18 protein-coding genes are annotated in these 19,714 nt (G+C 74.6%); 1 reads left to right on the forward strand and 17 read right to left on the reverse strand.

The genetic code is table 11. The features are described from left to right. Positions 1 to 15 precede the first annotated feature (15 nt). From efp to KJS59_RS19075, 13 genes are all read right to left on the reverse strand, one after another. Complete coding sequence (gene efp, locus KJS59_RS19015) at positions 16 to 573, reverse strand: elongation factor P (protein ID WP_213454270.1); 558 nt, start codon at positions 571 to 573, stop codon at positions 16 to 18. Positions 574 to 618: 45 nt separating this feature from the next. Then, a complete protein-coding gene (aroQ, locus tag KJS59_RS19020; protein ID WP_213454271.1) occupies positions 619 to 1,068 on the reverse strand; it encodes a type II 3-dehydroquinate dehydratase in 450 nt (149 codons plus the stop codon). Beyond that, the gene (aroB, locus tag KJS59_RS19025; RefSeq protein WP_213454272.1) at positions 1,065 to 2,141 is read right to left on the reverse strand and encodes a 3-dehydroquinate synthase; all 1,077 of its coding nucleotides are present in this window, start codon (positions 2,139 to 2,141) and stop codon (positions 1,065 to 1,067) included. Before aroB ends, aroQ begins: the two co-directional genes overlap by 4 nt. A 3-nt stretch (positions 2,142 to 2,144) precedes the next feature. Further along, positions 2,145 to 3,122, reverse strand: coding sequence for a helix-turn-helix transcriptional regulator (locus KJS59_RS19030; protein WP_213454273.1), 978 nt, complete (start codon positions 3,120 to 3,122; stop codon positions 2,145 to 2,147). 85 nt (positions 3,123 to 3,207) lie between these two features. Then, positions 3,208 to 3,714, reverse strand: a complete 507-nt coding sequence (locus KJS59_RS19035) for a shikimate kinase (protein WP_213454274.1) — start codon at positions 3,712 to 3,714, stop codon at positions 3,208 to 3,210. Then, positions 3,714 to 4,892, reverse strand: coding sequence for a chorismate synthase (gene aroC / locus KJS59_RS19040; protein ID WP_213454275.1), 1,179 nt, complete (start codon positions 4,890 to 4,892; stop codon positions 3,714 to 3,716). The genes KJS59_RS19035 and aroC overlap by 1 nt, the downstream gene beginning before the upstream one ends. A 104-nt stretch (positions 4,893 to 4,996) precedes the next feature. Further along, positions 4,997 to 5,854: a shikimate dehydrogenase gene (locus KJS59_RS19045; protein ID WP_376771208.1), complete on the reverse strand. Its 858-nt coding sequence runs from the start codon at positions 5,852 to 5,854 to the stop codon at positions 4,997 to 4,999. Beyond that, positions 5,851 to 7,044: an endolytic transglycosylase MltG gene (gene mltG / locus KJS59_RS19050; protein ID WP_213454276.1), complete on the reverse strand. Its 1,194-nt coding sequence runs from the start codon at positions 7,042 to 7,044 to the stop codon at positions 5,851 to 5,853. The genes KJS59_RS19045 and mltG overlap by 4 nt, the downstream gene beginning before the upstream one ends. Then, positions 7,041 to 7,586, reverse strand: a complete 546-nt coding sequence (gene ruvX / locus KJS59_RS19055) for a Holliday junction resolvase RuvX (protein ID WP_213454277.1) — start codon at positions 7,584 to 7,586, stop codon at positions 7,041 to 7,043. Before ruvX ends, mltG begins: the two co-directional genes overlap by 4 nt. A 129-nt stretch (positions 7,587 to 7,715) precedes the next feature. Next, a complete protein-coding gene (gene alaS / locus KJS59_RS19060) occupies positions 7,716 to 10,400 on the reverse strand; it encodes an alanine--tRNA ligase (RefSeq protein WP_213454278.1) in 2,685 nt (894 codons plus the stop codon). Beyond that, positions 10,397 to 10,690 carry a hypothetical protein gene (locus KJS59_RS19065; protein WP_213454279.1) on the reverse strand — a complete coding sequence of 98 codons (294 nt, stop codon included), beginning with the start codon at positions 10,688 to 10,690 and terminating at the stop codon, positions 10,397 to 10,399. Before KJS59_RS19065 ends, alaS begins: the two co-directional genes overlap by 4 nt. A 45-nt stretch (positions 10,691 to 10,735) precedes the next feature. Next, positions 10,736 to 11,203: a DUF948 domain-containing protein gene (locus tag KJS59_RS19070; protein ID WP_213454280.1), complete on the reverse strand. Its 468-nt coding sequence runs from the start codon at positions 11,201 to 11,203 to the stop codon at positions 10,736 to 10,738. 210 nt (positions 11,204 to 11,413) lie between these two features. Further along, on the reverse strand, positions 11,414 to 12,193 hold the full coding sequence (locus KJS59_RS19075; protein ID WP_283775805.1) for a hypothetical protein: 780 nt from the start codon (positions 12,191 to 12,193) through the stop codon (positions 11,414 to 11,416). 1,266 nt (positions 12,194 to 13,459) lie between these two features. Here KJS59_RS19075 and KJS59_RS19080 point away from each other — a divergent pair. Next, on the forward strand, positions 13,460 to 14,458 hold the full coding sequence (locus tag KJS59_RS19080) for a hypothetical protein (protein ID WP_213454281.1): 999 nt from the start codon (positions 13,460 to 13,462) through the stop codon (positions 14,456 to 14,458). Between the two features lie 1,025 nt (positions 14,459 to 15,483). Here the strand turns inward: KJS59_RS19080 and KJS59_RS19085 are convergent. The 4 genes from KJS59_RS19085 to aspS all read right to left on the reverse strand — a co-directional run bounded on the left by KJS59_RS19085 (position 15,484) and on the right by aspS (position 19,511). Then, positions 15,484 to 16,917 carry a replication-associated recombination protein A gene (locus KJS59_RS19085; RefSeq protein ID WP_213454282.1) on the reverse strand — a complete coding sequence of 478 codons (1,434 nt, stop codon included), beginning with the start codon at positions 16,915 to 16,917 and terminating at the stop codon, positions 15,484 to 15,486. Positions 16,918 to 17,032: 115 nt separating this feature from the next. Continuing rightward, the gene (locus tag KJS59_RS19090) at positions 17,033 to 17,239 is read right to left on the reverse strand and encodes a hypothetical protein (RefSeq protein WP_213454283.1); all 207 of its coding nucleotides are present in this window, start codon (positions 17,237 to 17,239) and stop codon (positions 17,033 to 17,035) included. A 155-nt stretch (positions 17,240 to 17,394) separates the two neighbouring features. Continuing rightward, entirely contained in the window at positions 17,395 to 17,706 is a 312-nt protein-coding gene (locus KJS59_RS19095) for a sugar nucleotide-binding protein (protein ID WP_213454284.1), read from the reverse strand. Next, on the reverse strand, positions 17,703 to 19,511 hold the full coding sequence (aspS, locus tag KJS59_RS19100) for an aspartate--tRNA ligase (protein ID WP_213454285.1): 1,809 nt from the start codon (positions 19,509 to 19,511) through the stop codon (positions 17,703 to 17,705). Before aspS ends, KJS59_RS19095 begins: the two co-directional genes overlap by 4 nt. Between the last annotated feature and the right edge of the window lie 203 nt (positions 19,512 to 19,714).

Below are 19,714 nucleotides of genomic sequence, written 5' to 3' on the forward strand. Positions count from 1 at the left end.
AGCGGACCCGGGGCCTCACGCGCGACCCAGGTAACGGCCGTCCCGGGTGTCAACCTTGATCTTCTCGCCCGTGGTGATGAACAGCGGCACCTGCACCGTGGCGCCGGTCTCGACCGTGGCCGGCTTGTTGCCGCCGGTGGAGCGGTCGCCCTGCAGGCCCGGCTCGGTGTAGGTGATCTCGAGGATCACGCTGGCCGGCAGCTCGATGTACAGCGGCACGCTCTCGTGCGTGGCGACCGTGACCTCGGCCTCCGGGAGCAGGTAGCTGGCGCCCTCGCCGACCGTGCCGCCGGGCACCGTGATCTGGTCGTACGTCTCCAGATCCATGAAGACGTAGTCCTCGCCGTCGGCGTACAGGTACTGCATGGTCCGCTTGTCGACGGTGGCCGTGTCGACCTTGGTACCGGCGTTGAAGGTCTTGTCCACGGTCTTGCCACTGAGCACGTTCTTCAGGGTGGTGCGCACGAACGCGCCGCCCTTGCCGGGCTTGACGTGCTGGAACTCGACCACCGACCAGAGTTCGCCGTCGAGATTGAGAACCAGACCGTTCTTGAGGTCGTTCGTCGTGGCCATGACCTGCCTTGATCGATGAGTGAACCGGAACCAGACCGAGCAAGTCTACCGGTCGTCGGCGGACCGCCCCGAACGGGCAGCGACGTGCAGCAGCGCCAGCCGGTACCCGTCCACGCCGAGGCCGGCGATCACGCCGGTGGCGACGGCGGAGACCACCGAGTGGTGCCGGAACTCCTCGCGGGTGTGGATGTTGGAGATGTGCACCTCGACGAGCGGGGCGCGCAGCAGGGCGCAGGCGTCGCGCAGCGCGTACGAGTAGTGCGACCAGGCGCCGGGGTTGAGCACGACCGTGGCCTGCTCGTCGGCGGCCTGGTGCAGCCAGGCGATCATCTCGTGCTCGGCGTCGGTCTGGCGCACCTCGACGTCGAGGTTCAACTCCTTGCCGGCGGCCCTGCACAGGTCGACCAGGCCGGCGTACGAGATGGTGCCGTAGATGTCCGTCTGCCGGGTGCCGAGCCGGCCCAGGTTGGGGCCGTTGAGCACGTAGACCTTCACGGTGCGCAAACCTCCTGATAGGCCGCGCGCAGCAGGTCGTCGCCGGGGCCGTCGAGGATGCCCGGCCGGGCGAGCCCGTCGAGCACGACGAAGCGCAGTTGGGCGCCGCGCGCCTTCTTATCGACGCGCATGGCGGCGAGCAGATCCGGCCACGCGGCGGGGCGGTAGGACACCGGTAGGCCCAACGCGGTGAGCACGGCGCGGTGCCGCCCGGCCGTGGTGGCGTCCAGCCGGCCGGCGAGCCGGGCCAGGGCGGCGGCGTAGACGAGCCCCACCGAGACGGCGTGCCCGTGCCGCCACGTGTACCCCTCGACCTTCTCGATGGCGTGGCCGAGCGTGTGCCCGTAGTTGAGGATCTCGCGCAGCCCCGACTCGCGGAGGTCGTCCGCGACGACGCGCGCCTTGACGCGTACCGACCGCTCGATCAGCTCGGGCAGGACGGCGCCGCGGGGGTCGGCGGCGGCCGCGGGGTCCGGCTCGATGGCCTCGAGGATCGCCGGGTCGGCGATGAAGCCGCACTTGACCACCTCGGCCAGGCCGGCGGCCAGGTCGGCCGGGGGCAGGCTGTCCAGCGTGGACAGGTCGGCGAGCACGCCGGCCGGGGGGTGGAACGAGCCGACCAGGTTCTTGCCGGCGGCGGTGTTGATGCCGGTCTTGCCGCCGACCGCGGCGTCGACCATGCCGAGCAGGCTGGTGGCGACCGGCACCCAGCGCACCCCGCGCAGCCAGGTGGCCGCGACGAAACCGGCCAGGTCGGTCACCGCGCCGCCGCCGACGCCGACCACCGCGTCGGTGCGGGTGAACCGGGCCGCGCCCAGCTCGTCCCAGCAGCGCGCGGCGACCTCGGCGCTCTTGCCGGCCTCGGCGTCGGGCACCTCGACCGGCAGCGGGGCGACGCCGGCCCCGCGCAGCACCGCGGCCACCTCGTCGGCGAGGCCCTTCAGCGGCGCCGTATGCACCACGGCCACCTGCGCCGCGCCGGGCAGCAGCCCCGGCAGGGCCCCGAGCAGGTCGCGGCCGACCACCACCTCGTACGGGCGGTCGCCGCCCACGCTGATCCGCTGCACGCGCATACCTTAATGCGAGACCGGGGTGCCCTGCCGGGCCGCGATCGCGGCGAGCCGCTCGGCGTGCCGGGCGAGCGCCGCGCGCAACTGGTCCGGGCGCAGGATCGTGAACGGCCAGCCGAGGCTGGCGAGCATCTGCGCCATCCCGTCCAGGCTCTGCGCCCGGGTGCGCAGCAGCACCCCGTCCGCGGTCTCGGTCAGCGTGACCAGGCTCTCCGGTACCCGGCGCCGGGCCTGGATCAGGTCGGTCTCCATGAGCACCTCGACGTCCCAGGTGTACGGGACGCCGGCGAGCGAGCGCACCACGTGGGCGACCGGGTCGAACCCGCGCGGGGACGGGAAGAACTCCTCGGTCACGTCCACCGACACGATCCGGTCGAGCCGGAAGGTGCGGGTCTCGCCGGTCCGGTGGTCGTGCCCGGTGAGGTACCAGCGCCCGGCGTGGAAGACCATGCCGTACGGGTCGACCTCGCGCAGGGTCAGCGCCCCCTTCCAGGACCGGTACGTCAGGGCGACCCGGCGCCGCTCGCGGCTGGCCTGGCCGAGCGCGAGCAGGGTGGCGGTGGCCGGGCGGGGCGGGTCCTCGCGCCGGTGCAGGGTGAAGCCGAGGGTCTCCTGCACGGCGGCGAGCCGGTCGGCGAGCCTGGTCGGCAGCACCCGGGTGATCTTGCCGAGCGCGGCCGCGGTCGCCGGCGCCTCGGTCGCCAGGCCCAGCCGCTCCGCGGCGAGCAGGCCGAGCACCACGGCCACCGCCTCCTCGTCGGTCAGCATCAGCGGTGGCAGCTTGTACCCGGGGGCCAGCCGGTACCCGCCGTACCGGCCCCGCGCCGCGGTGACCGGGATGCCGAGCTCCTGGAGCATGGTCGCGTACCGGCGGACGGTGCGTTCGTCCACGCCGAGGCGGGCGGCGAGGTCGTTGCCGGTGAGCCGGTGCTGCAACTGGAGCAGCTCCAGCATGGCCAGGACCCGGGACGCGGGATGTGACACGGACCACACTCCTCATTCGGACCGGGGGCGTCCGGATTGGATCTTAGGGTCCGGTCCCGGATGTTGCGAGGAGGCCAAACGGGAGTTACCCGGCTTTCAATGCTCCCGCGATCTCGGCGGCCACCTCCTGCGGGGTGCGCCCGTCGGTGACCACGGTCAGCGTCGCCACCTCCTGGTAGAGGGGGCGGCGCTGATCCAGCAGGTGCTTGAGGGTGGCCCGGGGGTTGATCGCCAGCAGCGGCCGGCCGGCGCCCAGGCCGACCCGCTTCATCGCGTCGGCGAACTCCACCGACAGGTACACGACGGGGTGGCCGGCGAGCGCGGCCCGGGTCTGCGGGGCCAGGATCGCCCCACCGCCGAGCGCCAGCACGCCGCCGAACTCCGCCAGGGCACCGGCGACCGTGTCGCGCTCCAGCGCCCGGAAGTGGTCCTCGCCGTCGTCCACGAAAATCTCCGGGATCGGCTTGCCGGCCACCCGTTCGATCTCCGCGTCGGTGTCCCGGAACTCGACACCGAGCAGGTCGGCCAGCTCGGTACCGGTCGATGTCTTGCCGGCGCCCATCGCGCCGACCAGCACACAGACCGGGGCCATCAGCGGATCACCAGGGCGTCCAGGTAGGCCGCGTGGTTGCGGCGCAGCTCGGCCAGCGAGTCGCCACCGAACTTCTCGATCGCCGCCTCGGCCAGCACCAGCGCCACCATCGCCTCGGCGACCACGGCCGCGGCGGGGACCGCGCACACGTCCGAGCGCTGGTTGATCGCGGTGGCCGGCTCCCCGGTCGCGACGTCCACCGTGGACAGCGCCCGGTTCAGCGAGGAGATCGGCTTCATCGCCGCCCTGACCCGCAGCGGCTCGCCGGTGGTGATGCCGCCCTCCAGGCCGCCCGCGCGGTCGGTCAGCCGCCGCACACCGGTCGCCGTGGCGACGATCTCGTCGTGCGCCTTCGAGCCCCGGGACCGGGCCTGGGTGAACCCGTCGCCGATCTCCACGCCCTTGATCGCCTGGATCGACATGAGCGCCGTGGCGAGCCGGGCGTCCAGCTTGCGGTCCCACTGCACGTGGCTGCCCAGCCCCGGCGGCACCCCGTAGGCGAGCACCTCGACGATGCCGCCGAGCGTGTCCGCGTCCTTCTTCGCGGCGTCCACCTCGGCGACCATCCGCGCGCTGGCCTCCGGGTCCAGGCAGCGCAGCGGGTCCGCGTCGATCCGGTCCGCGTCCTCCGGGCGCGGCTGGAGCCCGGCCTTGACCGCCACCGGACCCAACTCCACGACGTGGGACACGATCTGGATGCCGATCGCCTGCTCGACCAGCGCCTTGGCCACGGTGCCCACGGCCACCCGGGCGGCCGTCTCCCGTGCGCTGGCCCGCTCCAGGATCGGCCGCGCGTCCGTGTGCCCGTACTTCTGCATGCCCGCCAGGTCGGCGTGACCGGGGCGGGGGCGGGTGAGCGGGGCGTTGCGTGCCTGGCTGGCCAACTCCTCCGGGTCAACCGGGTCGGCGGCCATCACGGTCTGCCACTTGGGCCACTCGGAGTTACCCACCCGGATCGCGACCGGGCTGCCCAGCGTGCGCCCGTGCCGGAGCCCGCCGATCACCTCGACGGCGTCCTGCTCGAACGACATCCGCGCGCCCCGGCCGTAGCCGAGCCGGCGGCGGGCCAACTCCCGACCGATCTCGGCGCTCGTTACCGCGATGCCGGCGGGCACGCCCTCCAGGATCGCCACGAGCGCGGGTCCGTGCGACTCACCCGCGGTCAACCAGCGCAACACGCGACCAGTCTGTCACGGGGTGCTCCCCGGCACTGCCACGGCCGGCGGCGTCCCGCCCCTCGGACGCGGCGGCCGGGCCGGGACATCGAGCCGAACGCGACCCCTCAGCCGCCCGCGGCGGGTGGGCCGCCGCGCGCGGCGGCCGCGTCGCGCAGGGCCGCGGCCATCGCCCCGGCCGGCGCGGGGAGCCCGGTAAACGCCTCGAACTGGCCGAGCGCCTGGGCCAGCAGCAGGTCCAGCCCCGAGACGACGCGGCAGCCGGCGGCCCGCGCGGCCGCGGCCAGCGGGGTGGGCCACGGGTCGTAGAGGGCGTCGAAGAACACCGCGCGGGGCGACCACGAGACACCGCCGGCGAGCGGGTCGGCGACGCCCTTCGGCACCGTGGAGATGACCACCGGGGCGCGCAGGTGGGCGGGCGCGTCCGCCCACGGCGCGGCGGTCAGGTCCACCCCGACCGCCTCGGCGACCGGGCGCAGCGCCTCGACCGCCGGGCGGCGGCGGGCCACCACCGTGACGCCGGGCGCGCCCAGCGCGCCGGCCGCGGCCAACGCCGCCCGCGCGGTACCGCCGGCGCCGAGCACCGTGACGTGCCGGCCCGGCTCCACTCCGGCCACGGACAGGACCGAGACCATGCCCGGAACATCCGTGTTGTCCACGAGCCAGGTGCCATCGGCGCGGTGGACCAGCGTGTTCGCCGCCCCGACCGCCGCCGCCGTGGCCGAGACCTCGTCCCCGACCGCGAGCGCCACCTCCTTCAGCGGCATGGTCAGGGACAGGCCCACCCACTCCGGGCCGAGCGCCGCCACCCGCCCGGCCAGTTCCGCCTCCACGCACTCGATCGCCGTGTACGACCAGCCGGCGAGCCCGGCCGCCGCGTACCCGGCGTTGTGGATGACCGGCGAGAGCGAGTGGTCGACCGGCTTGCCGAGCACCGCGGCCCGCCGGTCGACCGGTGCCGTCAGCACAGGGGAATCCCGTTGTCGCACGCCTTGCGGATGTTCGCCTTGTGCCCCGCGTAGTCCTTGGCGTAGGCCATCGTGCCCTTCGTGTCGATACTCACGAAGTAGTAGTAGTCCGTCTGCGGGGGGTTCATCGCGCCCTTCAGGGCGGCGACGCCGGGATTGCCGATCGGGCCGACCGGCATGCCCCCGACGTCGTGCGTGTTGTAGGGGTTCTTCGGGTTGTGCAGTTCGGACTTGGACAGGTGCTCCGACGCCTTGCCACCCTTCCCCGTGATCTTCAGCCAGTAGTTGACCGTGCTGTCCAGGCCCAGGCAGCTGCACGGGAACTTGCCGGTGTACGCGCGGTTGTAGAGGACCCGCACCACGGGGCCCATGTCCTCGTCCTTGAGCGCCTCGGCCTGCGCGATGGAGGCCGCGATCAGCGCCTCGTACGGGGAGATGCGCCGCTGTGTCTGGACCACGTTGACGAAGTCCAGATCGGCCATCTCGGTATTGAACTGCTCCACGATCGTCTTCAGCGCGCTCTCCGCCGTGGTGCCGGGCGGGAACTCGTACGTCTTCGGGAACAGGAAGCCCTCGATGGTCTTGTTCGCCGGCTTCTTGTCCGTACGGTTGAACCACCACTCGGGCACGCCCAGGCCGATCGGGTCCTTGCCGGCCTTCTCGAACTCGGCCACCGGAATCTTCGTGGCCTTGGACAGCGCCGCGTAGACCTCCTTGTAGGTGGCGCCCTCGGGGATCGTCACCTTAGAAACGATCTTGTTCTTCAGGTCCAGCAGCGCGGTGAGCGCGTCCGCCGCCCGCATCTGGTGCCGCAGCTGATAGAAGCCGGGCTGGATGTTCTTGCTGAGCGGGTTGCCCTGCGCCGCCTTGATGAACGCCCCGGCACTCTTGACGACATCGGCTTTGACGAGGGTGTTCCCGATGTCCGTCGCGGTATCCGCGTTCTTGACCTCAATGGTCACCTGACCGCTACCGGCTGTGGTGTAATCGGGGGCGACGAAAAAGCCACGGATCCGGTCGAACCCGTACCAGACGCCCCCGCCCAGGGCACCGAGCAGCACCAGAGCCATGAACAACGCCATTACTGAACGGCCGCGTCCCCGCTTCTTGCCCGAGCGCCGGCGTCGGCGGTGTCGACCCTTCTCCCCGGTCTCCTCGAACGCGAGGTCAAGTTCCTCGATAGTCACGTGCGCCTCCGCTGCGCGTCTAGCCAGCCTTGCAGGATCTCCGCCGCCGCAGCCTGATCCACCACCGCACGCTGGCGCCGACCCCGGACGCCTCGCTCGGACAGCCTACGACTAACCACGGCCGTCGACATCCTCTCGTCGGCCAACCGGACCGGCACCGGGGCGATCGCCCCGGCCAGGCGCCTCGCGTAGGCCCGCGCCTGCTCCGCCGCCGGTCCCTCCCTCCCGGCGAGATTCACCGGCAGGCCCACCACGACCTCCACGACCTCCCGCTCCGCCACCAGGCGGGCGAGATCCTGGATATCGGTGGGGGCGGCACCGTCGCGGTCCACGCCGTCCCGTTCGGTGCCATTCCGTTCGGTGCCATTCCGTTCGGTGCGGTCCCGGGCGGGGCCGTTCCGCTCGGGATGGTCCCGCGCCAGCGTCGCCAGCGGCGTCGCGACCAGCCCATCCGGATCGCACACCGCCACGCCCACCCGCACCTGTCCGACGTCGACTCCCAGCCGCACACCGCGCCGGAAGCCGGTCTCGCCGTCGCTCACCGGGTCACCTTACCCACCGTCGCCGCCGGCCGCTGCGACCAGCGTCGATCAGCCGGGGCGGCACCGGACACGACATGGCCGGCGTCCCGGGGGACGCCGGCCATGATTGCGACCATTCCGGACGCGGCCCTAACTCTCCGCGACCGCCTTCTCCACGGCCAGCAGCAGGTTCGCCGCCTCGTTCGCCGGCAGCCCGCCGCCCTGCGCCAGGTCGGCGTTGCCGCCGCCGCGACCGGACAGCGCGCCCTTGACCAGATCCGCCGCGGCCAGGCCCCGCTGGCGCGCCGCCGGGTTCACCGCGACCACCAACGACGCCTTGCCGTTCGCCCGGGCCGCCACCGCGACCACGGCCGGCCGGGCCGGATCCACCTTGCCGCGGATCTCCTGCGCCAGCGTGCGCACGTCGTTGCCGGCCGCCCCCTCGGGCGCCTCGGTGCCCACGAAGGCAACGCCGCGCAGCTCCTTCGCCTGCGCCGCCAGCGCCGCCGCGCCGCCCAGCACCAGCTGCGCGCGCAGCTTCTCCAGCTCCTTCTCCGCGTCGCGCAGCTGGCCGACGGTCTGCTCGACCCGCTCCGCCACCTGCTCGTTCGGCACCCGGAACAGCTCCGCCAGCCGGGAGACCAGCACGTGCTCCCGGGCCAGGTAGCTGAACGCGTCGATGCCGACCAGCGCCTCCACCCGGCGCACCCCGGAACCGATCGACGCCTCGGAGAGGATCTTCACGAGGCCGAGCTGGCCGGAACGCGCCGCGTGGGTACCGCCACACAGCTCCCGCGCGTAGTCGCCGACCTCGACGACCCGCACCTCGTCGCCGTACTTCTCGCCGAACAGCGCCATCGCGCCGAGCCGCCGCGCCTCGTCCAGGCTGGTGACGAACGCCCGGACCTCCAGGTCGCTCAGCAGCACCTCGTTGACCTGCTGCTCAACGTCGTTCAGCACGCTGAACGGGACCGCGCCGGGCGTGTTGAAGTCGAACCGCAGCCGCCCGGGCGCGTTCAGCGAACCCGCCTGGGTCGCCGACTCGCCGAGAAACTCCCGCATGGTCTGGTGCACCAGGTGCGTCGCCGTGTGCGCCCGGGAGATCGCCCGGCGCCGGGTCACGTCGATACTGGCGTACGCGGACTCCCCCGGGCGCACCTCGCCGCGCAGCACCCGGGCCCGGTGCACGATCAGCCCCGGCACCACCTGCTGGACGTCGTACACCTCCAGCTCGCCACCGCCCACGGTGACCGTGCCCTGGTCCGGCTGCTGGCCGCCGCCCTCGGCGTAGAACGGCGTGTGGTCCAGGACCAGCTCGACCTCGTCGCCCTCGCCCGCCGCGCGCAGCTCACCGCCCGCCCGGCTGAGCAGCGCGCGCACCGTCGACTCGCGCGTCACCTCGCTGTACCCGGTGAAGTGCGTCGGACCGCCGTCGTCCAGCACCCCCCGGTACGCCGAGAGGTCCGCGTGCCCGGTCTTGCGCGCCTGCGCGTCCGCCTTGCCCCGGGCCCGCTGCTCGGCCATCAGCCGGCGGAAGCCCGCCTGATCCACGTCCAGGCCGTGCTCCGCCGCGATCTCCAGGGTCAAATCGATCGGGAAGCCGTACGTGTCGTGCAACTGGAACGCCTTCGCGCCGGACAGGCTGCCCCCGCCCGCGCTCCTGGTCTGGCTGATCGCGGTGTCCAGGATCGTGGTGCCCGACCGCAGCGTGGTGAGGAACGCCTCCTCCTCGCCGTACGCGTACTGGGAGATCCGGTCGAAGTCCTCCGCCAGCTCCGGGTACGACGGCGCCATGCAGTCCCGCGCGACCGGCAGCAGCTCCGGCAGGGACGGGCCCTCCTGCCAGCCCAGCAGCCGCATCGCCCGGACCGCCCGGCGCATGATCCGGCGCAGCACGTACCCGCGCCCCTCGTTGGACGGGGTCACCCCGTCACCGATGAGCATCAGCGCGGTGCGCACGTGGTCCGCGATCACCCGCAGCCGCACGTCGTCCGGGTGTGACTGGCTGGCCGCGCGCCCCGACTGCGCGCCGTACCGCTTGCCGGTCAGCTCGGCCGCCCGGGCCAGGATCGGGCGGACCTCGTCGATCTCGTACAGGTTGTCGACGCCCTGCATGATCGAGGCGATCCGCTCCAGGCCCATGCCGGTGTCGATGTTCTTCGCCGGCAGCTCGCCGACGATGTCGAACACCTCCTTGGAGACCACGTTGGTGATCTCGTACTGCATGAAGACCAGGTTCCAGAACTCCAGGTACCGGTCCTCGTCGACCTCGGGGCCGCCCTCCGGCCCGTACTGCGGGCCACGGTCGAAGTACAGCTCGGAGCAGGGGCCCGCCGGACCGGGGATGCCCATCGACCAGAAGTTGTCCTTCTTGCCCCGGCGCACGATCCGCTCCGCGGGCAGGCCGGTCTTCTTCCAGATCTCGATCGCCTCGTCGTCGTCGAGGTAGACCGTCGCCCAGATCCGCTCCGGGTCCATCCCGAAGCCGCCCCGCTCGACCGGCTTCGTGCTCAGCTCCCAGGCCAGCGGGATCGCCCGCTCCTTGAAGTAGTCCCCGAACGAGAAGTTGCCGTTCATCTGGAAGAACGTGCCATGCCGGCTGGTCTTGCCGACCTCGTCGATGTCCGGCGTGCGCAGGCACTTCTGCACGCTCGCCGCCCGCTCGTACGGCGGGGTGCGCTGGCCGAGGAAGAACGGCACGAACTGGACCATGCCCGCGTTGATGAACAGCAGGTTCGGGTCCTCGATGGCGGGCAGCGGAGCGGACGGCACCACGGCGTGGCCATTGGCCTCGAAGTGCGCCAGGAACCGTCGCTTGATCTCCGCCGTTCTCATCGCAGACCTTCCGGGTGATCGGGGTGGCGACCGTCGCGCTCCCCCTCGTCGTCTTCCTCGTCGAACATGACGCCGTCCGCGATCGCCGTGTGGATCTGCTCCTCGCGTTCGGCCATCCCGGCGCGCACGTCATCCACGAAGCTACGCAGCGACTCCAGGGCCCCGCCAGTCGATTCCCGCACCGAGCCGGCGATCCCCTCCGGGGTGAACACCCGCGCCTTCTGCGCCACCTTGCGCACGACCAGCGCCCCGACGGCCAGCCCGATGCCCAGCCACAGCAACCGCCTCATGCCCGCCATCCTCTCCCTGTCGCCGCCGTGTCGACGCTGCGCGGCCTACCGGGCGGCCCGGCCGCGGCGGCCGGCCTTGCGGCGCTGCTTGAGTTCGTCCCGCACCTCGCGCTCGGTCTCGGCGTTCCGGCGCGCGACGGCGGCCTTGCGCACCCCGTACGTGAACGCGGCCACCTTCACCAACGGGTTCGTCGCCGCCGCGGTCACGATCGTCGCCAGGTTCGCCACGTTCGCGCTGACGTGCGCCGCGTGCCCGGTCACCGTGTCCACCTTGGCCAGCTGGAGGTTCACCCCATCGAGGGTGGTGTGCACCTGGGTCAGTGCCGTGTTCACGTTCACCACCGACTCGGTGACCTGCCCCAGCAGCGGCTCGCTGCGGTCGTTCAGGTCGTTGATCGCCCGGGTCGCGGCGTCCACGGTGTGCCGCAGCCGCAGGATCGGCACCGCCAGCAAGAGCACGAGCATCACGAAAGCGCCGGCCGCGATCAGCGCCGCGATCTGTCCACCGTCCACCGTGTCCCCTCAGGTCGACCATTCAGCCGCGCTCATATCCCCCGGCGCGGCCGTTGATGACCCTACCGTCCGTGACCGATTCCGGCGCGGTTAGGGCCTGTGTCGCGGGTGGCGCCGCCGATCCGGGCCGAAATCGGCGTCATCCCGGCCCCGGCCGGCACGGTTACGCACCGCGCCCGGCCCCGCCCGGCGGCCGCCTCCGGGCACCGCCTACGTCGGGCCGGGCGTGGGCTGGTCGGTGAACAGCGGGTCCGGCACCTCGCCGGTCAGGCCGGGCTGGTTGGCCGGTAAGGGGCCGTGGCGCCGCTCGTCGTCGATGTAGTTGCGGACCTTGAGCGTGATCACCGAGCCGGTGCAGTTCGGGTCGGTCGGCGGGGCGGGCGTGCCGCCGTCCGTCGGCGCGACCGTCGGGCGCAGGGCCAGCGGGTCCTGGGTGCACTGCGGCTTGCGCACCCACAGGTCCAGGGTCAGCTCGTCCCGCCGCCAGCAGGTGAACGAGCCGTCCACCTTCTCGCCCGGGCACTCCTGCACCGACCAGCGCACCCACCCCGCCCGTTCCAGCGCGTCCTGGTACACCGGCGCGGTCTGCTTCGGGTCGCGGCTGGACTGCACGGTCCGCTCCCGGAACCGGCACTCGATGAAGCACCACCGGCTGCCGCTGGTGCGGTCCTGCACGTTCGCCTCGGCCCAGGCCGGTACCGAGAGGGCGTCCAGCGACCGCAGCACCGGGTCCCGGGTCGCCGCCTGGATGGCGAAATACAGCGGCAGTGCCCCGGCCAGCAGCAGCGCCACGGCGACGAGGGTGGCGATCCGCAGCCGCTTCTGCTCCCGCAACTGCCGGCGCAGGTCCACCCGGGCGGCCCGCAACCGCTGCCCGGCCGTGGCGGCGTCCTCCCGCCCGCCCTCGACCCCCCCGGCGAACGCGGGCCGAACCTCGCCGCCGCCCTCGGTCGGGCGACCCGCGACCGGCGCCGCGGCCACCGCGCTCACGGCCTGCGGGGCAGCCGCCGCTACCGCGCGGGCCGGTGGCTCCTGCGGCTGGCGTGGCTGGCGTGGCCCCGGCTCCGGCCCGGACGCGCGACCCGCCCTGCCGGCGGGCCCGCCCGGCCCGGCCTCGTCGGACCCTGACCTGTGGCCATCACGCCCGGCGGGCACACGGCCCGGCACGGGGCCGTCTGGGGCGGCGGACCTCGGCCCGTCAGGGCCGGCTGGGCGGCCCGGCATCGGGCCATCGGGACCCGCCGGCGGACGGCCAGAGATCGCACCATCGGGGCCAGCGGGCACACGACCGGGCCTCGGGCCATCGGGACCGGCCACTGGATGCCCCGCCATCGGGCCACCGGGGCCGGCGGGCGCACGACCGGACCTCGGCCCATCGGGGCCGACCGGACGGCCCGGCATCGGGCCATCGGGACCCGCCGACGGGCGAGTGCGGCCCGGCATCGGGCCGTCGTGGCCGGCCGGCGGGCGAGTGCGGCCCGGCGCGTCCGGCGGCGCCGACGCGAAGCCGCGCGGTGCGTGGATGCCCGGTTCGCCGCTGCCGGCCGGCCCGGCATCCGGGCGTCCGGGAACCGGAGCACCCGTTCCTCCGGCCGGAGCCCCGGACACCGGACCGGGACGAAGCGGCCCGCCAGCGGCCGGCGAGACGGGGCCGGGACGACCGGTACCCGGCGACGGTGACAAGAGGCCCGGGCGACGCCTGCCGCCAGGCACGTCATCGGTGTGCGTCGGTCCACGCCCCGGCGCCGGTGTGCGTGGGCCGTCCGCGGCCGGGCCCGGACCGACATCCGGTCGTCGGTCGTCGGGGCCGTGCCCGTCCGGGCCGAAACGGTCGTGTGGCGCGCGGCGGCCCTCCGGATCGGGGCGCTCGTGCGGCGCCGGGCGCCCCTCGGAGCGGAAACGCTCGTGCCCCGCCGGGCGGCCCTCGCCGCCCGGGCGCTCCGGACCGGGGCCATCACCCTCGACGCCCGGCCGCCCCAGCCCAACGGGCCCGCCCTCCGGACCCGGCCGGTGTTGCGCCGCTGACCAGCCCGGCGCCTGGCGCGGCATCTGACCCGGCTCGCGGCCCGGCATCTGGCCTCGCTCACGGCCCGCCTCCCCGCCCGGCACGCGGTGCGGCGGCTCGCCGGGCAGCGAGTGCGTACCGGCCGCGTTCGGCCCCCCCGGCACACGGTGCGGCGGCTCCCCAGGCAGCGAGTGCACACCGCCCGCGTTCGGACCGCCCGGCACACGGTGCGGCGGCTCCCCAGGCAGCGAGTGCACACCGGCCGCGTTCGGACCACCCGGCACGACCGACGCGGGCGCGGCGCCGTGCCGCCCGGCGGGCGGCGGCGGAACCGGACCCGGCGCGCCACGACGGCCGCCCCTGGCCTCACCACCGGCGCCTCGGCGACCGCCGGCCGCACCACCGACCGGGCCACCACCGACCGGGCCATCAGCGACCGGGCCACCACCGGCCGGACCACCACCGACTGGACCACTCACGGCTGGACCAACGCCGGCTGGACCGATGCCGGCCGGGCGACCACTGGCCGCGGTGCCGGCTTCGCCAGCGCCGGCTCGGCCCCTACCTGGCGGGTCACCACCGGCTCGGTCACCGCCCACCGGGCCGCCGCCGGGCCGAGCGCCGAGCCCGCCTGCGGGGATGCCGGCGGCGGGGCCAACTCCGATCGGGCCGGTGCCGGGATCGCCGCCGGCGGCGCGGGAGTGGCGGCCACCGCTCGCCGGGCCGGGGGCGCCGGGATCCGGCCCGGGCCCCAGGGCGGGACTCGGCCCGGCGGTGGGATCCGGCCGACCGTGGCGGCCCCCGCCCGCCTGCCGGGGGGCACGCTCCGGCTGGCCGTGCCGGCCGGGCGCTCCCGCGGCCGGCTCCGGGCCGCCTTGCCGATCAAATTCGTGGCCCGGGCCGCCTGCCGCACCGGCCCCGCCGGACCTGCTCACAGCTTGGCCCTGGCCGGGCAGGTCGGGCCGCCTAGGCCCCTCGGGCCGGCCGTACGCACCGGCCCGGCCCGGTTCCTCGGCCCGACCGCGACCATCCGACCGGGCAGGTACATCGGGACGGCCAAGCTCACCAGAACGGCCGTGCTCGCCAGGACGGCCAAGCTCACCAGGACGGCCGTGAGCGTCCGGCCGGCCGGGAAACTCGGGCCGGACAGACTCACCGGCGGGGCCAGGAAGATCGGCACGGCCAGGGCCGTCGGGGCGGCCGGCGGCGAAGCCGCGGCCCCTTGCCCCGGACGCGTCGGAGGTGGGTGACGCGGGCGGCGGCGGGGCGTTGCCCGTGCGCGGCACGACCACCGGCTCGTCGGGGGCCGGCGGGCGGGCGGAGGCGCGCCCGCTCTGGCCCAGCCGGCCGGGCGGATCCGACGGCGGCCGCCCGGGGCCCTCGCCCCACGACCCGCCGGGGCCGCCCTGACCGCGAGGTCCAGGTGGGGACGACACCGGACCGGGAGCACCCACCGCCCCACGCCCACCAGGCGGGGACGACACCGCGCCCGGACCACCCACCGCCCCACGCCCACCAGGTGGGGACGACACCGGGCGGGGACCGCCCATCGCCCCACGCCCACCGGGCGGGGACGACACCGGGCGGGGACCGCCCATCGCTTCACGCCCACCGGGCGGGGAGGAGGCGGGCGCGGGGCCGCCGCGCCGCCGCCCGCCGGGGGCGCCCTCCGCACCGCGCGGGCCGGGGACGCCGTCCTCGTCGCGCCAGGGGCCGGGTGGTGCCGGGGGTGCGCTGTGCCGGGGAACACCCGGTGACACCGGCGCCACGGCGTCGGAGCCGTGCCGGCCAGCACCGGACACCGGTGCGACGGCACCAGGGCCACGCCGTCCGACACCGGGCGCGGGCTCGGGACCACGCCGCCCGGCACCCGACACCGGCTCGGGGCTACGCCAGCCACCACCGGAGACCGGCTCCGGACCGTGCCGGCCCTCAGCCGGCGGCCCCTGTGCCGGGCCACCGCCGCCACGCCGTCCACCGGCCGGCGGCGCCGGCGCGGGGCCGGCACCGCCACGCCGTCCACCCGGGGGCGCGCCGGGGAGGGGTGTGTCGTCCGGCTCGTCCGCCAGGCCGCCCAGGCCGCCGTACGCGGAGGCGGCGCCGGCGTCACCGTCGCCGATCTCAGCGCGCTTCTCCTTGGCGCTGCGCAGATCCGCCAGCCAGCCGAGTTCCTCGCCGCTGACCTCCTCGGCGGGTGGCGCGTCCTCCGGGCCGTCCGGCTTACCGCCGCGACCCCAGCGGCGCCCCTTGCCGCGGCCGCCGCCGCTGGTGTCCGTCACGCCGTCACCTCGCTCGCCCCCGAAGCTCGCCCATCCGCGGCGCCGCCGTTCACCCGACCCTCCCCGCGGACCGCCCGGCGCAGCTTGCCGAGGCGCTCGGCGACCGCGCGCTCGGCGCCCAGATCCCGGGGTTCGTAGTAGTCGACGCCGACGAGTTCGTCCGGAACATACTGCTGTGCCACCACGCCGCGCGGGTCGTCGTGCGGGTACCGGTAGCCGAGGCCGTGGCCGAGGCCCTTCGCGCCGGAGTAGTGCCCGTCGCGCAGGTGGCGCGGCACCGGGCCGCCCCGGCCGGCGCGGACGTCCGCCATGGCCTTGCCGATCGCGGCGGTGGCCGAGTTCGACTTGGGGGCCGTGGCCAGGTGGATGACCGCGTGGGCGAGGGTGAGCTGCGCCTCGGGCAGCCCGACGTACTCGACCGCGTGGGCGGCGGCGGTGGCCACGCTGAGCGCGGTGGGGTCCGCCATGCCCACGTCCTCGCTGGCGAAGATGACCATGCGCCGGGCGATGAACCGGGCGTCCTCGCCGGCGACCAGCATCCGGGCCAGGTAGTGCAGGGCCGCGTCCACATCGGAGCCGCGCATGCTCTTGATGAACGCGCTGACCACGTCGTAGTGGGCGTCGCCGTCCCGGTCGTAGCGCAGCGCGGCCACGTCCACCGCCTGCTCGGCGGTGGCCACGTCGATCTCGGGGCGGGACTGGGCCGCCGCGCTGGACGCCGCCGCCTCCAGCGCGGTGAGCGCCTTGCGCACGTCGCCCCCGGCGAGCCGGACCAGGTGGTCCTCGGCCTCGGTCGCCAGCCGGACCGAGCCGGCCAGGCCGCGCTCGTCGGCCACCGCCCGGCGCAGCAGGGTGCGCACGGCGTCCTCGGTGAGCGGCTGGAGGGTGAGCAGCACGCAGCGCGACAGCAGCGGGGAGATGACGGAAAAGTATGGGTTTTCCGTGGTGGCGGCGAGCAGCGTGACCGTGCGGTCCTCCACGGCGGCCAGCAGCGAATCCTGCTGGGTCTTGCTGAAGCGGTGCACCTCGTCGATGAACAGCACGGTCTGCGCGCCGCCGGACCGGCGCTGGCGGCGGGCGGTGTCGATGACCGCCCGCACGTCCTTGACCCCGGCGGACAGCGCCGACATGGCGACGAACCGGCGGTCGGTGGCGGTGGCGACCAGGTGCGCGATGGTGGTCTTGCCGCTACCCGGGGGTCCCCACAGGATCACCGACATCGGCGTCGTGCCGGTGACCAGTTGACGCAGCGGCGCGCCGGGCGCGAGCAGGTGATCCTGGCCGATCAGTTCGTCCAGGCTGGCCGGGCGCATCCGCACGGCGAGCGGGCTGTCCGGCCCCGGCGGGGTGAAGGCGCCGTCGGCGGGCGGGGGCGGCGCGGTGCGCAGCGCCGCGGTATCCGCGAGAGGGAACAGGCCGTCGGAGTCCATCAGGCAGAACAGTACCGGCCCGGCCCCGCCTGCCCGAAATGCGACGAAACCGGGCCGGGTCCTTCGGCGGGCGCGAGGGCCCGGTGCCGGACGGATCCGCCAACGGAAGCGGGGCTTACCCGCGACCCGGCCGGCGGCCCCGGTACCAGCGGCCGCCGGTACGGGCGCGGCCGCCGACACCGGCCAGGTACAGCGCGAGCAGGAACAGGCCGATCAGCACCAGGGTGTTCCAGTTGAACAGGTCCGGCGCGCCGAGGTGGGTGTTGAACAGGTCGAGCAGCAGCGCGAAGCCGAAGACGATCGCGGCGGCCATGGCGAGCATCGAATCCTCCGAGGGGTGGCAGAGGGATGTCTGACGCCGGGAGAAGTACCCCACCGGCCGGGCCGCGAATCGTCTACCGTGGACCCGATCCGCGGCTCGGCCACCCCGGACCGATCGGCCGCACCTCGATCAGGCTGGCCCGGCGAGCACCTCGCTCACCCCGCGCGGCCGGCTCCGGAGCACGCGGCCGGCCAGCGAGACGTCCAGCCGGACCTCGCCGGGAGCGATCCGCCCCACCTCGGCCCGTCGGCGGTGACCGCCCAATCGTCGACGGCGTAGGCGGTGTTGACGACGGCGTCCGGCCGCACCTGCGCGACCAGCTCGCGCACGGCGGCGGCGTCCCGGACATCCAGCGGGACGCCGGCGCCGCGAAACGCCGTGCCGGTCACCGCCCAGCCGGCGGTCGCCGCGCGGGCGGCCACCTCGCCGCCGAGGTAGCCGCTCGCGCCGATGACCAGCAGCCTCACCGGGTCATCTCGACCGGCGCCGCCTCCCCGGTGGTGCCGGCGGCGGGGGCCGGGGGCTTGGGCTTGGCGTCCACCCCCGCCTCGGCGCGCTGCTGCGCGGTGATCGGCGTCGGGGCGCCGGTCAGCGGGTCGAAGCCGCCGCGGGTCTTCGGGAACGCGATGACCTCGCGGATCGAATCGGCGCCGGCGAGCAGCATGCACACCCGGTCCCAGCCGAAGGCGATGCCGCCGTGCGGGGGCGGGCCGTACTTGAACGCCTCCAGCAGGAAGCCGAACTTGTCCGCCGCCTCCTCGGGTGAGATGCCGAGCAGGTCGAACACCCGGCGCTGCACGTCGGCGCGGTGGATACGCACCGAGCCGCCGCCGATCTCGTTGCCGTTGCAGACAATGTCGTACGCGTAGGCCAGCGCCCGGTCCGGCGCCTGTTCGAACCGGTCCACCCACTCGTCGGTGGGGGACGTGAACGGGTGGTGCACGGCGGTCCAGCCGCCCTCGCCGTCCGGCTCGAACATCGGCGCGTCCACGACCCAGCAGAACGCCCACGCGTTCTCGTCGATCAGCCCGGCCCGCTTGGCGATCTCCTGCCGGGCGGCGCCCAGCAGTTCCTGCGCCTCCCGCCGCTCGGCCGCGGCGGCGAAGAAGATGGCGTCGCCCGGCTTGGCGCCGACCGCGTCGCCCAGGCCCGCCAGGTGCGCCGCCGACAGGTTCTTCGCCACCGGGCCGCGCGCCTCGCCGGTCTCGGCGTCCAGCACCACGTAGGCCAGGCCGCGGGCGCCGCGCGCCTTCGCCCAGTCCTGCCAGCCGTCCAGCTCCTTGCGGGTCTGGGACGCGCCGCCGGGCATCACCACGGCGCCCACGTACCCACCCGCGTCGATCGCGCCGGCGAACACCCGGAACTCGGTGCCGCGCAGGTAGTCGGTCAGCTCGGTCAGCTCGACGCCATAGCGCAGGTCCGGCTTGTCCGAGCCGTACCGGGCCATCGCGTCGTGCCAGGTGATCCGGGGGATCGGCCGGGGCACCTCGGTCTCGGCCAGCTCGCCCCACAGCTCGGCCACGATCGCCTCACCCAGCTCGATCACGTCGTCCTGGGTGATGAAGGACATCTCGATGTCGAGCTGGGTGAACTCGGGCTGCCGGTCGGCCCGGAAGTCCTCGTCCCGGTAGCAGCGGGCGATCTGGTAGTACCGCTCCATGCCGCTCACCATCAGCAACTGCTTGAACAGCTGCGGGGACTGCGGCAGCGCGTACCAGGTGCCCGGCTGGAGCCGCACCGGTACCAGGAAGTCGCGGGCACCCTCCGGGGTGGAGCGGGTCAGCGTGGGGGTCTCGATCTCCACGAAGTCGCGGTCGTGCAGCACCCTGCGGGCCAGCTGGTTGGCTTGCGATCGCATCCGGATCGACGCCGCCGGGGTGGCGCGGCGCAGGTCCAGGTACCGGTAGCGCAGGCGCACGTCGTCGCCGGCGTCGACGTTGTCGTCCACCGGCAGCGGCAGCGGCGCCGCCTCGGAGAGCACCTCCAGGGACGAGGCGTTGACCTCGATTTCGCCGGTGGGCAGTTCGGGGTTCTCGTTACCGGCGGGGCGACCCTCGACCGTGCCGGTCACCCGCACGCAGAACTCGTTGCGCAGCGCGTGCGCGGCCGCCATCTCCTCCCGGAACACCACCTGCGACACGCCGGACGCGTCGCGCAGGTCCACGAAGATCACCCCGCCGTGGTCGCGCCGCCGGGCCACCCACCCGGCGAGCGTGACGGTGGAGCCGGCGTCCGCGGCGCGCAGCGCGCCGGCGGCATGGGTACGGATCACGATGCGTTCCCCTTCAGGCGAGACAACCTTCGCATTGTGTCAGCCCCGGCCGCGCCCCCGCCGGCAGACCCAGCCCGCACCCTCCCACGCTCGCCTCGCACCCTCCCGCGCTCGCCCGCGCCCGCGAAGGCGCTCTCGCGGCCCCGAGGCACCCCGGGCACCGACACAGCGCCGAGTCCAAGGTCGACGGGAGAGCGGCGAGG

Origin of the sequence: Rhizomonospora bruguierae (genome assembly GCF_018397995.1) — a bacterium.
Classification (GTDB): Bacteria; Actinomycetota; Actinomycetes; order Mycobacteriales; family Micromonosporaceae; genus Rhizomonospora; species Rhizomonospora bruguierae.

Coding starts and splice junctions, on each gene's coding strand:
- efp (WP_213454270.1), bottom strand. CDS start 573: ATGGCCACGACGAACGACCTCAAGAACGGTCTGGTTCTCAATCTCGAC.
- alaS (WP_213454278.1), bottom strand. CDS start 10,400: ATGAGAACGGCGGAGATCAAGCGACGGTTCCTGGCGCACTTCGAGGCC.
- aroB (WP_213454272.1), bottom strand. CDS start 2,141: ATGCGCGTGCAGCGGATCAGCGTGGGCGGCGACCGCCCGTACGAGGTG.
- KJS59_RS19065 (WP_213454279.1), bottom strand. CDS start 10,690: ATGAGGCGGTTGCTGTGGCTGGGCATCGGGCTGGCCGTCGGGGCGCTG.
- KJS59_RS19035 (WP_213454274.1), bottom strand. CDS start 3,714: ATGGCCCCGGTCTGTGTGCTGGTCGGCGCGATGGGCGCCGGCAAGACA.
- KJS59_RS19090 (WP_213454283.1), bottom strand. CDS start 17,239: ATGCTCGCCATGGCCGCCGCGATCGTCTTCGGCTTCGCGCTGCTGCTC.
- KJS59_RS19085 (WP_213454282.1), bottom strand. CDS start 16,917: ATGGACTCCGACGGCCTGTTCCCTCTCGCGGATACCGCGGCGCTGCGC.